This window comes from Streptomyces lincolnensis, assembly GCF_001685355.1.
Classification (GTDB): Bacteria; Actinomycetota; Actinomycetes; order Streptomycetales; family Streptomycetaceae; genus Streptomyces; species Streptomyces lincolnensis.
In genome coordinates this window covers 546,181-560,368 of record NZ_CP016438.1, presented here as the reverse complement: position 1 = coordinate 560,368, position 14,188 = coordinate 546,181, and the positions used below count along the sequence as shown (strand labels likewise).

General features: G+C 72.4%; 12 protein-coding genes. 4 read left to right on the top strand and 8 right to left on the bottom strand.

Translation table 11 applies throughout. The features are described from left to right. Positions 1-39: 39 nt before the first annotated feature. Complete coding sequence (locus SLINC_RS02580) at positions 40-834, top strand: hypothetical protein (protein ID WP_225988215.1); 795 nt, start codon at positions 40-42, stop codon at positions 832-834. An 18-nt stretch (positions 835-852) separates the two neighbouring features. On the opposite strand, the gene SLINC_RS02575 is transcribed toward SLINC_RS02580, so the two are convergent. From SLINC_RS02575 to SLINC_RS02555, 5 genes are all read right to left on the bottom strand, one after another. Next, positions 853-3,819, bottom strand: a complete 2,967-nt coding sequence (locus SLINC_RS02575; protein ID WP_067426176.1) for a helix-turn-helix transcriptional regulator — start codon at positions 3,817-3,819, stop codon at positions 853-855. 97 nt (positions 3,820-3,916) lie between these two features. Beyond that, entirely contained in the window at positions 3,917-4,279 is a 363-nt protein-coding gene (locus tag SLINC_RS02570) for a UBP-type zinc finger domain-containing protein (RefSeq protein WP_067426174.1), read from the bottom strand. After that, positions 4,276-5,736: an ATP-binding protein gene (locus SLINC_RS02565; protein WP_067426172.1), complete on the bottom strand. Its 1,461-nt coding sequence runs from the start codon at positions 5,734-5,736 to the stop codon at positions 4,276-4,278. Before SLINC_RS02565 ends, SLINC_RS02570 begins: the two co-directional genes overlap by 4 nt. Next, the gene (locus SLINC_RS02560) at positions 5,733-7,409 is read right to left on the bottom strand and encodes an NAD(P)/FAD-dependent oxidoreductase (protein WP_067426170.1); all 1,677 of its coding nucleotides are present in this window, start codon (positions 7,407-7,409) and stop codon (positions 5,733-5,735) included. The genes SLINC_RS02565 and SLINC_RS02560 overlap by 4 nt, the downstream gene beginning before the upstream one ends. 123 nt (positions 7,410-7,532) lie before the next feature. Then, positions 7,533-7,886, bottom strand: a complete 354-nt coding sequence (locus SLINC_RS02555; protein WP_067426169.1) for a VOC family protein — start codon at positions 7,884-7,886, stop codon at positions 7,533-7,535. A gap of 66 nt (positions 7,887-7,952) precedes the next feature. On the opposite strand from SLINC_RS02555, the gene SLINC_RS02550 reads away from it, so the two are divergent. Next, positions 7,953-8,825 carry a universal stress protein gene (locus SLINC_RS02550; protein WP_067426167.1) on the top strand — a complete coding sequence of 291 codons (873 nt, stop codon included), beginning with the start codon at positions 7,953-7,955 and terminating at the stop codon, positions 8,823-8,825. Between the two features lies 1 nt (position 8,826). Here the strand turns inward: SLINC_RS02550 and SLINC_RS02545 are convergent, their stop codons facing one another. The 3 genes from SLINC_RS02545 to SLINC_RS02535 all read right to left on the bottom strand — a co-directional run bounded on the left by SLINC_RS02545 (position 8,827) and on the right by SLINC_RS02535 (position 11,733). Further along, positions 8,827-10,065, bottom strand: a complete 1,239-nt coding sequence (locus SLINC_RS02545; protein WP_067426165.1) for a DUF4032 domain-containing protein — start codon at positions 10,063-10,065, stop codon at positions 8,827-8,829. An 84-nt stretch (positions 10,066-10,149) separates the two neighbouring features. Next, the gene (locus tag SLINC_RS02540) at positions 10,150-10,896 is read right to left on the bottom strand and encodes an MBL fold metallo-hydrolase (RefSeq protein ID WP_067426163.1); all 747 of its coding nucleotides are present in this window, start codon (positions 10,894-10,896) and stop codon (positions 10,150-10,152) included. A gap of 210 nt (positions 10,897-11,106) precedes the next feature. After that, positions 11,107-11,733 carry an alpha-ketoglutarate-dependent dioxygenase AlkB gene (locus tag SLINC_RS02535; protein WP_067426161.1) on the bottom strand — a complete coding sequence of 209 codons (627 nt, stop codon included), beginning with the start codon at positions 11,731-11,733 and terminating at the stop codon, positions 11,107-11,109. 138 nt (positions 11,734-11,871) lie between these two features. Here SLINC_RS02535 and SLINC_RS02530 point away from each other — a divergent pair, with 138 nt between their 5' ends. Beyond that, positions 11,872-12,498: a TetR/AcrR family transcriptional regulator gene (locus SLINC_RS02530; protein ID WP_067426159.1), complete on the top strand. Its 627-nt coding sequence runs from the start codon at positions 11,872-11,874 to the stop codon at positions 12,496-12,498. 16 nt (positions 12,499-12,514) lie between these two features. Beyond that, entirely contained in the window at positions 12,515-14,188 is a 1,674-nt protein-coding gene (locus tag SLINC_RS02525; protein WP_067426157.1) for an FAD-binding dehydrogenase, read from the top strand.

The window sequence follows — 14,188 nt, the reverse complement described above, 5'->3', positions numbered from 1 at the left end:
CATTGACGGCCGAGCACACGGGTCCCGATCATGTCGGGCATGCGTCTTCTCCGGCGGGTACGCGACGATCTCTCCGCAGGCCAGAACCTGGAAATCTATGTGACAGCGCTCCTGTCCCTGACCCTGGCCGTGCTGGGCGCGTTCAACTGGGCCAGTGACGACGTGCTGTCCGCCGCCACCCTGGCGACCCTGGCTCTCCTGGCCGGCAGTCTGCTGGGCAGCAGACGCCAAGTGGCCGATCTGGCCGCGCGGGTGAGAGCGGGCGGCCGGGGGAACATCTCCGCGGAGGACTTCCTCAGCGGAGACAAACCGGAGGTCCTTCAGCAGGTGCGGGAGGCCCAGGACATCAGGGTCATGGGGGTGACCCTTGGGCGCACGCTGCGCAATCTCGTCGACGAACTGGAGCGCCGGGCGGCCGCCGGAGCGGTGATCAGGATCGCTGTCATCGATCCGCACACCACCGCGCCGGTGGAGGCCGCTCGACGCAGCACGCTGCCCGACCGTCCCGAGGTGTATCTGAACCGGCTGCGCCCCTCCGTGGACCTGCTGCGCGAACTCGCGGACAGGGCAGGGCCGTCGGGCCGGATCGAAGTGCGCTTCCTGCCGTTCGTCCCTGCCTTCGGACTGGTGCTGCTGGACGCGGGACGCTCCCGAGGCGTCATCCACGTCGACGTGTACTCGCACAGTTCCGCCAGCGGCGACGCGGTCTTCACGCTACGACCGGGGCGCGACGGCCACTGGTACGAGCACTACCAGGCCGAGTTCGAGCGCGTGTGGGAAGCGGGCCGCCCGGCGGACGCGTCGGACGGTTTCCCCACCGTGCCCAGCGGGTGAGGCCCGGGCCCTGGCGGCTCAGCCCCGGCCGGACCCGGTCGGCTCGGGGGTGATCAGGCCCTGGCGGTAGGCGATGGCCACCGCTTCCGTGCGGCTGGTGGCGGAGAGTTTGGCGAGGATGTTGGAGACGTGGACGCTGGCGGTCTTGCCGGTGATGAAGAGTTCCTCGCCGATCTGGCGGTTGCTGCGGCCGAGGGCGAGGAGGCGCAGGACGTCCTCCTCGCGGGCGGTGAGGACGGTGGGGCGGGTGTCGGAGGGAGCGGTGTCGGCCAGGCGGCCGCGGCGGATCAGGGCGTCGAGCTGCTCCACCAGGGGAGTGGCGGCCAGGCGGGCGGCCGTCTCGCGGGCGGCGCGGGCCTCGACGGCGGCCTCCTCGCGCCGGTCGGTCGCCAACAGGGCCTCAGCGAATCGCAGTTGGCAGCGCGCCCGCTCGTACACGTCGCCGAAGCCGAACGCGGTGACCGCTCGGCCCCAGGCCTCCGGGTCCGGTCCCGACGCGGCTCGCACCCACTCCGCCTCGGCCCGCGCCAGCCACGCCTGGCCCTCGGGCCCCTGCGGTATACCGCTCTCGCCGTGCGCGGCGGTGGCGCGGGCCAGGTCGCGCAGTTCGGTCGCCGTCTGCGCCCAGTGGCGGGCCTGCGTCTCGTCACCGGCGAGCCGGCGTTCGGCGGCCCGGTCGGCGACCGCGGCCAAGGCGAGGGCGGCCAGCCGGACGGTGACGTCCGGGACGAGGCCCGCCTCGTCGGTGAGGGCCTCGACGGAGGACCGCACCCGCGCCACGGCGGCCTCCGGCTCGCCCCGCTGGGCCGCCGCGTCGGTCAGCACGACGCCCGAGACGAGCGTGGCCATCCAGTCGAACGGCTGCTCCAGCAGGGCCGCGGCACGGTCGGCCGCCGTGAGGTCACCGCGCGCGATCTCCACGTACCACGCGGGTCCGGCCGTGTAGCCGCCGGCCGCCGGCAGCACCTCGGCATCGGTGCGCGCCGCGCGCAGGCACTCGTCCCACCGGCCCAGTGTGTACAGCACCAACAGCCGCAGGTAGCGCATCTCCAGCGGATACAGCGACGACAGCAGTCCCGCGCGACGGGCCCGGTCCAGCCCCTCGGTGAGCCAGGGCAGGCACTCGTCCAGACGGCCCGACTCGTAGCAGCCGACGGCCAGGTTGAACAGCGCGCGCAGCTCCACCAGGGCGTTGCCCGCGCCGCGCGCGATGTCGCGGGCCTCCTTCAGCCGTTTGCGGCCTTCGTCCGTCCGCCGTCCGCCGCCTTCGAGGGTGGCCAGGGAGACGAGGAGGTCGGCCCGGGCGTCGGGTACCTCCAGTTCCTCGGCGGCCCGCAGGGCCTGCCGGGCGACCTTGAGCGCGGTGGCGTTCTCCCCGACCTGGCGTGCCGTCAGGACGTGGGTGGCCGCCGCCCACACCCAGGTCCGCGACGGGGGCTCGGCGGGGATCATGGCGAGCGCCTCGCTGCTGTAGGTGAACGCGGCCGTCAGGCTGTCGACGCCCAGCAGGTTCCCGGCGAGCGTGTACCGCACCCGGGCGGCCAGTTCCGAGTCCGCGTCCTGGCCGACGCCCGCGAGCGCGGCCCGGGCCAGGGAGACCGCCCGGTGCGTCTCCCCGGCGTGCGCGGCGGCGGCCGAGGCCCGCAGGGTGAGCGTCACCCGGTCGACGCCCTCGCCGGCGGGACGCGCCGAGGCGTCCACCGCCGACCACAGATCGAGGGCCGCTTCCAGATGCCGCAGCTCCTCGGCCGGCGCGCCCACCCGATGGGCGTGGTTCGCGGCCTCCAGCGAGGCGGCGAGCGCCTCGGCCAGGTCATGGCTCTCCCGGTAGTGGTGCGCCCGCTCCGCCGCGCCCTCGGCCCGGTGGCCCCGCCCGTCGAGCAGCCGCGCGAACCCGCCGTGCAGCCGGGCCCGCTCACCCGGGAGCAGATCGGCGTACACCGCCTCGCGGGCCAGGGCGTGCCGGAAGGCGTAGGTGTCGCCCTCGCCCGGGACGAGCAACTGCCGACCCACGGACTCGCGCAGCGCCGACTCCAGTTCGTCCTCGGGGATCCCGACCGCGTCCCGCAGCAGATCGTGCTCGACCCGGCGCCCGGCGACGGCGGCCGTGCGCAGCACCTGCTGAGCGGTGTCCGACAACTGCTCGAAACGGATCAGCAGGACGTCGGCCAGACCGCTGGGCACGCCTCCCGCCTCGGTGTCCGTGGCCGCGAGGAGTTCCTCCGCGTAGAAGGCGTTGCCCTCCGCCCGCTCCACGATCCGCCGGACCGTGGTGTCGGGCAGGGGAGCACCGCCCAGGGCCCGCACCAGGCGGGCGACCTCCGGGTCGGGCATGGGCCGCAGCTCCAGCCGTTCCACCGAGGGCAGCCGCACCAGTTCGGCCAGCAGCGGGCGCAGGGGGTGGCGGCGGTGCAGGTCGTCGGCCCGGTAGGAGGCGAACACGGCGAGCGGATGCGTGGGCGCCCCGCCGGCGGGCCGCTGGAGGATCCCGCGGCTGAGCAGGAACCGCAGCAGATCCCGGGAGGACTGGTCGGCCCAGTGCAGATCCTCCAGGACCAGCAGGAGGGGCGCGATGTCGGCGGCATCGGCCAGCAGGCCCGCGATCCCCTCGAACAGCCGCAGCCGCCCACCGACGTCCCGTGTCGCGTCGGCGCCGCCGCCCAACAGCCGCTCCACCACCGGATGCGCGGCGAGGACCTCGGCGAAGCGGCCGTCGGCCGCGAGCACGCCCAACGCCTCGGTGAAGGGGAGATAGGGCAGACCGACGTCGCCCAGATCGACGCAGTGTCCGGCGAGCACCGTCATCCCGGCCCGCGAGGCCACCCCAGCCACCTCGTCCAGCACCCGGGTCTTCCCGACGCCCGCGTCCCCGGCGACCAGCACGGCCCGCGCCACTCCGCCCCGGGCGCGTGACAGCACACCGGTGAGTCGGGCGAGTTCGTCGTCGCGGCCGATGAGCGGGGTGGAACTGGAGATCTGCGGCACGGATCCATCCTGGCACGTGAGACTGACAGCGCGTCCGGGACCGAGGCCGTCGGGAGCGCAGGCAAGGGGCGCGGGACAGAAGCCCCCTACACAGCGCTCACCCGCGCAGCACGCGAGCCCAGTCGGACGGCACCCGCCCCGCAGGCCCCGGCGCGGGCTGATCCGCCGGATGACTGGCCGGCGGCGCCAACTCCGGCCCCGACTCGTACATCTCGTTCGTCGCGAAGTTCCAGTACCACCCCTCACCGGGCTCGAAGCTCTGTACCAAGGGATGCCCGGTCTCCCGGAAATGCCCCGTCGCGTGCTTCGCCGGCGAGGAGTCGCAACACCCCACGTGCCCGCACTGCGCGCACCGCCGCAGATGGAACCACCATCCGCCGCCCGCGTCGCACTCCAAGCACCCGGCGCCGCTCGGCGCCACGCCGGGGTCGATGCCGTCGATACCACTCTCGCCGCTCATACCGACTCCTCCGGTGTTTCCTCGGGCTCCGACGCGGTCAGCGGAAGGAGCACCTGGAAGCGGGTGTCGCCCGGCTCGGACTCCACCTGAAGACTCCCGTGGTGCTTGGTGACGACGATCCGCCAGGAGATGTCGAGCCCGAGCCCGGTGCCCTCGCCCACCGGCTTGGTGGTGAAGAACGGGTCGAAGATCCGGTTGCGGATCTCCCGCGGCACCCCGGGCCCCGTGTCGCGGAACTCCACCAGCAGCCGGTCGTGGTCGAGCGCCGTCCGCACGGTCAGCGAGCCCTCCCCGCCCGTGCTGTTCATGGCGTGGACGGCGTTGTCGATCAGGTTGGTCCACACCTGGTTGAGCTCCGCCGGGTACGCCGGCACCTTCGGCACCGTACGGTCGTACTCCTTGACGACCTTGATCTTCTGGCCGATCTTGCCCGACAGCATCAGCAGGGTGCTGTCGAGGAGTTCGTGCACGTCGACGACCTGATACGGCGCCCGGTCGAGCTGCGAGTACTGCTTGGCGGCGTCGACGAGGTGCGAGATGCGGTTGGTGGAGTCGTTGATCTCGTCCATCAACAGCTCGGTCTCGACGGTGTAGTTGAGCCAGCCGATCGCGCTGGGCAGGATCCGCTCGTCCACGGCGGCCGCCACCTGGTCGAGCCAGTCGGCGTCGAGACCGGCCTGCACGAAGGTCGGCGCGATCCGCCAGCCGTCGGGGATGTCGTGGTCGTCGAGCCAGTCGGTGAGGACGTCCTCCCGATCGGAGGCCTCCAGCGGGCTCAGTGCAGGCGCCTTGGCGACGCGTTCGGCGGTGCGTTCCTGGATGTCGATCAGGTTCGCCATGACCTCGGGGGAGTAGGAACCCTGGGCGATGATGGCGAGCTTGTGCCGCATCTTGCCCACCCGCTCCCGCAGGGTCGCGGTGGCCCGGACGGCCGCCGCGGCGGGGTTGTTGAGCTCGTGCGTGAGACCGGCGGACAACGAGCCGAGCGCCAGCAGCCGTTCACGCTGTCCGATGGCCCGCTGGGTGTTCTTCGAACCGAAGAACAGCCCCTCCAGCAGATGGACCGCCATCGGGAACCACTCCTGCATGAACGCCGAGAACGTCTCGGCGGGCAGCACGAAGAACCGCGAGGGCTCCGTGACCCGCATGGAGTTGTTGTAGACCTGCCGCACCCGGTCGCCCAGATACGCCTGCATGGAGCCGGCGTACACCCCGCTCTGCGAGGTCCGGCTGACCTCCACATCGTCGCCGCCAACCCGGCGGGACAGCACGACCGTGCCCTCGATCATCACGTAGAAGCAGGTGGCGGGATCGCCCTCGGTGTACACCGGGCCGGGCTCGAAGCGCTCCACCCGCCCGGCCGCGCACAGCTGCCCCAACTGCTCGGCGGACAGCTTCTCGAACAGGAACAGCGCCCCGATCTCCCGCGGGCTGCACGGCATGAGCTGCCCGCTCACGACTGCTCCAGATAACGGTGGACGAGCATCACGGCCATGGCTCCCTCTCCGACGGCGGACGCGACCCGCTTCGCCGACTCGGCGCGGGCGTCACCCGCGACGAACACGCCGGGAATGTTGGTCTCCAGGTGGTACGGCGGCCGGTCCAGCTCCCAGTCCGCGGGCGGTCGCCCGTCCGGGGTCAGGTCGGGTCCGGCCAGGATGAAACCGTGCTCGTCCCGCAGTACCGTGCCGTCCAGCCAGTCGGTGCGCGGGGCCGCGCCGATGAACACGAACATCCACTGCGCGTCGACGAGTTCGGTCCGCCCGCTCGCCACGTCGCGCAGCGTCAGCTGCTCCAGGTGCTCGGAGCCGTGCGCCGCCTCCACCACGGTGCCGCAGCGCACCGAGATGTTGGGCGACTCCTCGATCTGCTGGATCAGGTAGTACGACATCGAGGACGTCAGCGACTCCCCGCGCACCAGCAGCGTCACCGACTTGGCGCCCCGGGCCAGGTACATCGCCGCCTGACCGGCGGAGTTGGCGCCGCCGACGATGTACACGTCGTGCCCCTGGCAGGAGGCCGCCTCGGTCAGCGCCGAGCCGTAGAACACCCCGCAGCCGGTCAAATCCGAGGTGCCCGGCGCGTCGAGCTGCCGGTACGACACGCCGGTCGCCAGGATCACGCTGTGCGCGGCGATCGCCGAGCCGTCGGAGAACCGTACGACCCGCGCCGATCCGTTGATCTCCAGCCCCGCCACCTCGCGGGCGGTGAGGATCTCGGCGCCGAACCGGGTGGCCTGCCGCCGGGCGCGGTCGGTGAGCTGGGCGCCCGACACACCGTCGGGGAAGCCGAGGTAGTTCTCGATGCGGGAGCTCTGCCCGGCCTGTCCGCCGGTCGCCGACCGCTCCACGAGCACGGTCCGCAGCCCCTCGGAGGCCCCGTAGACGGCCGAGCCGAGCCCGGCCGGGCCGCCGCCGATGACGACGAGGTCGTAGAAGTCCGCCGCGGGTGTCGTCGCCAGGCCCACCTGCGCGGCCAGTTCGGGCGCCTCCGGTTCGACCAGCGGCGCGCCGTCCGGGGTGATCACCAGGGGCAGTCGCTGCCCGTCCTGCCCGGCCGCCGCCAGCAGCCGCCGCCCCTCGGGCTCGTCGGCCGAGTACCAGCGGTAGGGCACCTGGTTGCGGGCCAGGAACTCCCGGACGTCCGACGAACGCGCCGACCAGCGGTGTCCGACCACCTTGGTGGCGGGCACCGGCCGGTAGTCGCTGCACCGCCAGGCCTGAAGGAGGTCGTCCAGGACCGGGTACAGCTTCTCCTCGGGCGGGTCCCACGGCTTGAGGAGATAGTGGTCGAGGTCGACGACGTTGATCGCGTCGATCGCCGCGCTGGTGTCCGCGTACGCGGTCAGCAGCACCCGCCGCGCCCCCGGGTACACGTCCAGGGCCTGTTCCAGGAACTCGATGCCGTTCATCTGCGGCATCCGGTAGTCGGCCAGGATCACGGCCACCAGGTCACCGCGCAGCTTCAGCTCCCGCAGCGCCTCCAGTGCGGACTCGCCGGACTCCGCACGCACGATCCGGTACGACTCGCCGTAGCGCCGCCGCAGATCGCGGGCGACGGCACGAGAGACTCCCGGATCGTCGTCCACGGTCAGGATGACGGTCCGCGCTGCGTCCGCGGCCTGTGCCATACGTCTCCCACCCCGAGTGGTTCGATGCGGGGGCACGGTGTCCCCGTCGTCACCGGCCCGGTCCCGCCCATCGTATGTTCGATCGACCCGCCGCGCGCAGGTATGAGGGCGGGGCGCCCGGCGTCAGGAGCGGCGCGGGCCGAGCACGCAGAACTCGTTGCCCTCCGGGTCCCACAGCGTCACCCAGGACTGCTCGCCCTGCCCGAGGTCCGCGCGGCGGGCGCCGAGCGCGAGGAGGCGGGTGACCTCGGCCTCCTGGTCCTCGGGGCGGAAGTCGAGATGGAGACGGTTCTTGATGGTCTTCGTCTCCGGTACGCGCACGAACAGCAGTCCGGGCAGCCGGTCCTTCTCGGGCCGGATCTCGAACGTCTCGGCGGAGTCGTCGACGACGACCCAGCCGAGCGCCTCGGCCCACCAGCGGCCCAGGGCCGTCGGATCGGCCGAGTCCACCATGACCTGCTCCCACTCCAAATTCATGGGGACAGGGTAGGGAAGACTGGTCCGGAGGGACGAATGAGTTTCGCGACGCAGGGAGGCCATCGCATGACGCGCCCGATCACGGCAGGGATCGACGGAACCGAGGAGAGCCTGGCCGCGCTGGCCTGGGCGGCCCGGGAGGCGGTCCGTCGCAGGCTGGCGCTGCGGGTGGTGCATGCCTGGCGGTTCCAGTCTCACGAGGCGGTCGAGGCCGCGGACCCGGACGTCCAGGTCGGCTGGGCCCGCGAGGCGGTGGGTGAGGCCGCCCGGACCGTCACCGAGCGGCATCCGGAGCTGGAGGTGTCCACCGACGTGGTGGAGGGCGGCAGCGTGGACGCGCTGGTCGCCGCGGCGGCCGAGGCGGAGATGCTGGTCCTCGGCTCGCGCGGCCACGGCCGGGTCGTCGGGTTCCTGGTCGGTTCGGTCGGCCAGCAGGTCATCGTCGAGTCGAAGCGGCCCGTCGTGCTGGTGCGCGCCGGTGACGAGCCCGCCGCCGAGGCGGCCGGCCGCGAGATCGTCGTGGGCCAGCAGGGCGACCCGGAGGACAGCGCCGGGGCGCTGCGGTTCGCGTTCGAGACGGCCGCGGCGCGCGGTGCCGGTGTGCGCGCGGTGCGGGCCTGGACACTTCCGCCGCTGTTCGCCTACAGCCCGGCCTCGCTGAAGCTGCTCGACGAGGCCGGCGGTCTGGAGCCGTACGAGCAGAAGGCCCTGGCGGCGGCACTCCAGCCGTGGCGCGACCGCTTCCCCGACGTGCCGGTCGTCGAGCACGTGGAGATGGGCAGCGCCGGGCAGGTGCTGCTGTCCGTGGCCGGTCAGGCCCAGTTGATGGTGGTCGGGCGGCGCGCCCACCGCACCGCCGTGGGCGCCCGCATCGGCTCGGTCGCCCACGGCGTCCTGCACCACGCGGGCTGCCCGGTGGCCGTGGTGCCGCACGCCTGAGTCAGTCCGCGGAGGGGGAGGGCTGGAGCGTCTCGCGCGCCTGGGGAAGGATGTTGGTGATGTAGTCCTGCACCGCCGTGTCCAGCCCGATGTCGTGCTGTGCCCGCTCGGACAGGTACCAGCGGTGCTCCAGCAACTCGTGGTAGATCTCGGCCGGGTCCATCGAGCCGCGCATCTGAAGGGGCACCGCCCGCACGGTGGGCCGGAAGACGTCGCGGACCCAGCGGTGGGCGAGCACCTCCGGACGGGCGCCGAGGGGGTCGCCCGGGGCGTAGTCGTCCTGGGTGGCCATCCAGCTCTCCAGGTCGTTGAGCAGCCGCCGGGCCTGGTTCTCCTCGGTGTCCAGTCCGGTCAGCCGCAGCAGCTGGCGCTGGTGGTGGCCGGCGTCCACGACCTTCGGCACGAAGGTGACCGTGTCGCCGTTCGGGGCGTGCTCGATCTGCATCTCGGCCACGTCGAAGCCGAGGTCGTTCAGACGGCGGATCCGGCGTTCGATGTAGTGGTACTTGCCCGCCGGGTAGACGGACGTGCGGGTCAGCTCCTCCCACAGGCGGCCGTAGCGCGCGCAGATCTCCATGCCGAACTCGATCGGGTCCACGGAGGGGTGCAGCGCCCCGGACGCCTCCAGGTCGAGCAGTTCGCCGCTGATGTTCACCCGGGCCAGGTCCAGGTCGTAGTCGCGCTGCCCCGAGCTGAGCTGCGCGTGCAGATCACCGGTCTCCGCGTCCACCAGGTAGGCGGCGTAGGCGCCCGCGTCCCGCCGGAACAGGGTGTTGGACAGGGAGCAGTCGCCCCAGGCGAACCCGGCGAGGTGCAGTCGCACCAGCAGCACCGCCAGCGCGTCCATCAGGCGGTGCATGGTGGCGGGCCGCATCGTCGTCTCGAACATCGACCGGTACGGCATCGACCCGCCCAGGTGCCGGGTGACCAGCACCGACTCCAGAGGGCCGTCCTCGGCGTCGGCGCGCCCGGTGACCACGGCGAGGGGATCGACGGCCGGGATGCCGAGGCGGTCCAGGTCGCGCAGCAGCTCGTACTCGCGCAGCGCCGGACGCTCGGCGAGCTCCTTGACGGCGATCACCTCGTCGCCGGCCCGGGCGTAGCGCACGACGTGGCGGGAGATACCGCGCGGCAGCGGCACCAGGTACTCCTCGGGCCACTCCTCCAGGGGGAGGTGCCACGGCAGTTCGAGCAGGAGCACGGGATGCTCCGGGTTGGTCGCGCTGATCTGCAGGGCCATGGGTCGCGTGTCCTTGTCTTACGAGGCGGTGGGCGGCCCGTGCTCCGTCGGACGCGGCGCCCCGCTGGTGATCGTCACCTCACCTTAAAGCGCTTTCTCCCGGGCCTGAAGTGCCGCTTCACGGACCGGACCGCGATGGACGGGCCCGTGCCCGGGCGCCAGCAGATCGCCGTCCAGCTTTTCGAACGCGGCCAGGGAGGCCACGGCGCGGGACCGCTCGTGGTGGAACATGTCCGGCAGCAGCTGCGGTCCCGCGGCCCGGGAGGTGGGGTGGCCGCTGACCAGGGCGTCGCCCGAGACCACCACCCCGCGCTCGGGGAGGTGGAAGGCGCTGTGCCCGTCGGTGTGGCCGGGGGTGTGCACCGGCACGGGTCTGCCGGGCAGGTCCAGCGGGCCCGCCGTCGGGAACGGCTGCGGCGAGGCGACCGGCACATGGGCGGTGCCGCCCGAGCGGATCGCGTGCACGGCCCACGGCAGGACGCCGGGCCGCCAGCCGTTCTTCAGCACCGTTGCGACACTCACCTGGTTCAGGAAGTCCCGCCGGGCGTGCGGGACTTCGGCCTCGTGCAGGTGGACGGGCATGCCGTAGCCGGCGCGCAGGTACTCGGCGGAGCCCAGGTGGTCGTTGTGGGCGTGGGTGATGAGTACGGCCTCGACGGCCTCGGGTGAACCGCCCACCTCCGCCAGGGAGGAGAGCAGTTGGGCGCGGTCCCCGGGGTAGCCGGTGTCGATCAGCGTCAGGGCGTCCCCTTCGGTGAGGATCACCCAGTTGGTGTTGCTGCCGTGCACCAGATAGGTGCCGTCGGCCACGTGCTGAACGTCTGCCCGCATGATCGCCCCGAACCGTGAGTTCCCCGCCCGACGGATCCAGCAAAGCAGACCAGGAGGCGGGTGGAGCCGTCGGGTCCGCTCACCCGCCGAACAGGCAGCGGGCGGGGTGGCGTCGGTAACGAGGCTGCCTCCGGCACCGTCCGCCGGAGGCAGCCCCCGCGCACGTCCGGAGCGGCCGCCTCTCCGCCCCGGCGCACGCCGCCCGAGGTCTCACCGCACGCCGTGCGGACGGAACTGGATGCTGATGCGCGGTCCCGTGGCCCGTGTGCTCTTGGGCACGGAGTGCTCCCAGGTCCGCTGACAGGAGCCGCCCATCACGATCAGGTCCCCGTGCCCCAGCGGCCGTCGGACGGTGTCGCCGCCGCGTACCGGCCGTAGCGCCAGGTCCCGGGGCGCGCCCACGGAGACGATCGCGACCATGGTGTCCTCGCGGGCGCCCCGCCCGGTCCGGTCGCCGTGCCAGGCCACGCTGTCCCGGCCGTCGCGGTAGTAGCACAACCCGGCCGTCGTGAACGGTTCGCCCAGCTCCTCGGCGTAGTGCGCGGACAGCGCCTCGCGAGCCCGGTCCAGCAGGGGGTGCGGCAGGGCGTCGCCGGCGCCGTAGAACGCCAGCAGCCGCGGGACGTCGACGACGTGGTCGTACATCGTGCGGCGCTCCGCCCGCCACGGCACTTGAGTCGCCAGCTGTTCGAACAGGGCGTCCGAGCCGCTCAGCCAGCCCGGCAGTACGTCGATCCAGGCGCCGGATCCGAGCACGGTCCGGTGGATCCCGTCGAGGGGGCCGAGCCGGAGCCGGTCGGTCTGGTCGAAGAGGGAGGCCTGGAGATGCGTGCTCATGGTTCCAGCGTACCCCGTATTCGAATGTCTGTTCCCATGAATTCCGGACCGGGCTCTGGTGCCTCTCTTGAGCGCCTCGAACCGCTTTCGATACATCTCCGTATCGGATACATTCCTGTATCGAACGGAGGCCCGGAGATGGCGGTGGAGGAGACGACCAGGCGCGTCACCAAACGACGTGTCCGTACGCGGGCCAACCTCCTGGACGCCGCCTTCGCGGTCTTCGCCGCCAAGGGGTTCGGGCGGGTCTCCATCGAGGAGGTCTGCGAGGCCGCCGGCTACAGCCGGGGCGCCTTCTACTCGAACTTCGGCAGCCTGGACGAGCTGTTCTTCGCCCTGTACCGGCAACGGGCCGACCTGATCGCCGAACAGGTCGCCGGGGCGCTCGCCGTCGAGGGGCCGGGACTGGACGTGCCGGCCGCCGTGGACCGGGTCACCGAGGTGCTGCTCCTGGACCGGGACTGGCTCCTGGTGAAGACCGACTTCCTGGTGCACGCCGCCCGTGCGCCCGAGGTCGCGCGGACCCTGCTCGAACACCGGGCGCGGCTGCGGCAGGCGGTCGCGCAATGGCTGGACCGGGCGGAGGGCTCCGCCTGGCTGCCCGCGGTGCTCGGCTCCGTCGACGGGGTCGCCCACGCGGTGGTCGCCGCCTACGACGGGGTCACCGTCCAACTGCTGCTGGACGGGGACGTCGACCGTGCCCGCGGCTGGCTCAAACAACTGCTCACCGCGCTGCTCACCGACGGCAGCGACACAACCGTATGAGGAAGGGACGGTCGCCATGGATGCCGACGTCATCGTCGTCGGAGCCGGGCTCGCGGGTCTGGTCGCCGCACACGAGCTGACCAGCAGGGGCCGCCGGGTCGCGCTGGTGGACCAGGAGAACGCCGCCAACCTCGGCGGGCAGGCCTTCTGGTCCTTCGGCGGGCTGTTCCTCGTCGACTCCCCGGAGCAGCGCCGCCTCGGCATCAAGGACTCCTTCGACCTGGCCTGGAACGACTGGCAGGGCAGTGCGCAATTCGACCGGACCGACGACGAGGACTCCTGGGCGGTGCGCTGGGCGCGCGCCTACGTCGAGTTCGCGGCCGGGGAGAAGCGGTCCTGGCTGGAGGGGCACGGCATCAAGTTCCTGCCCACCGTCGGCTGGGCCGAGCGCGGTGACCTGAGCGCCCACGGCCACGGCAACTCCGTGCCCCGCTTCCACGTCGCCTGGGGCACCGGCACCGGCGTCGTGGAGCCCTTCGTCGAGTACGCCAAGCAGGCCTCGCGCGACGGACTGCTCACCTTCCACCACCGCCACCGGGTCGACGAACTGGTCGTCGAGGAGGGAGCGGCGCGCGGAGTGCGCGGCACCGTCCTGGCCGAGGACCGCTCGCCCCGAGGTGTCGCCTCCAACCGCGACCGCGTCGGCGACTTCGAGCTCACCGCCAAGGCCGTGATCGTCACCACCGGCGGAATCGGCGCCAACCACGAGATCGTCCGCCGCTACTGGCCCGAACGCCTCGGCACCCCGCCCGCCGAGATGGTCACCGGTGTCCCCGCCTACGTCGACGGCCGGATGCTCGACATCAGCGCGCAGGCCGGTGTGCGCCTGGTCAACCGTGACCGCATGTGGCACTACACCGAGGGCATCCAGAACTGGGACCCCATCTGGCCCGGCCACGGCATCCGCATCCTGCCCGGCCCGTCCTCGATGTGGTTCGACGCCCTCGGCCGCCGCCTGCCCGAACCCTGCCTGCCCGGCTACGACACCCTCAGCACCCTCAAGTACCTGCGCACCACCGAGGACATCGCGGACCACGACCACTCCTGGTTCATCCTCACCCAGAAGATCATCGAGAAGGAGTTCGCCCTCTCCGGCTCCGAGCAGAACCCCGACATCACCGCCAAGGACCGCGCCGGGTTCCTGAAGGAGCGCATCCTCGGCAAGGGCGCGCCAGGCCCGGTCGACGCGTTCCTGCGCAAGGGCGCGGACTTCGTGACCGCGCCGAACCTGGAGCAACTCGTGGACAAGATGAACGAGCTGACCGACAAGGCGCTGCTCGACGCGGCCGGGATCCGGCGCCAGATCGAGGCCCGCGACCTCCAGATCGCCAACGCCTACAGCAAGGACGCCCAGGTGCAGGGCATCCGCAACGCCCGCCGCTATATCGGCGACCGCCTCGGCCGGGTCGCCACCCCGCACCGCATCCTCGACCCGGCGGCCGGGCCCCTGATCGGCGTCAAGCTGCACACCCTGACCCGCAAGACCCTCGGCGGGATCCAGACCGACCTCGACTCCCGCGCCCTCGGCACCGACGGCGAGCCGCTCGACGGTCTCTACGCCGCGGGTGAGGTCGCCGGCTTCGGCGGCGGTGGCGTCCACGGCTACAACGCGCTGGAGGGCACCTTCCTGGGCGGCTGCCTCTTCTCCGGGCGGGCGGCGGGCCGGGCGGCGGCACGGCAGACCGGCTGA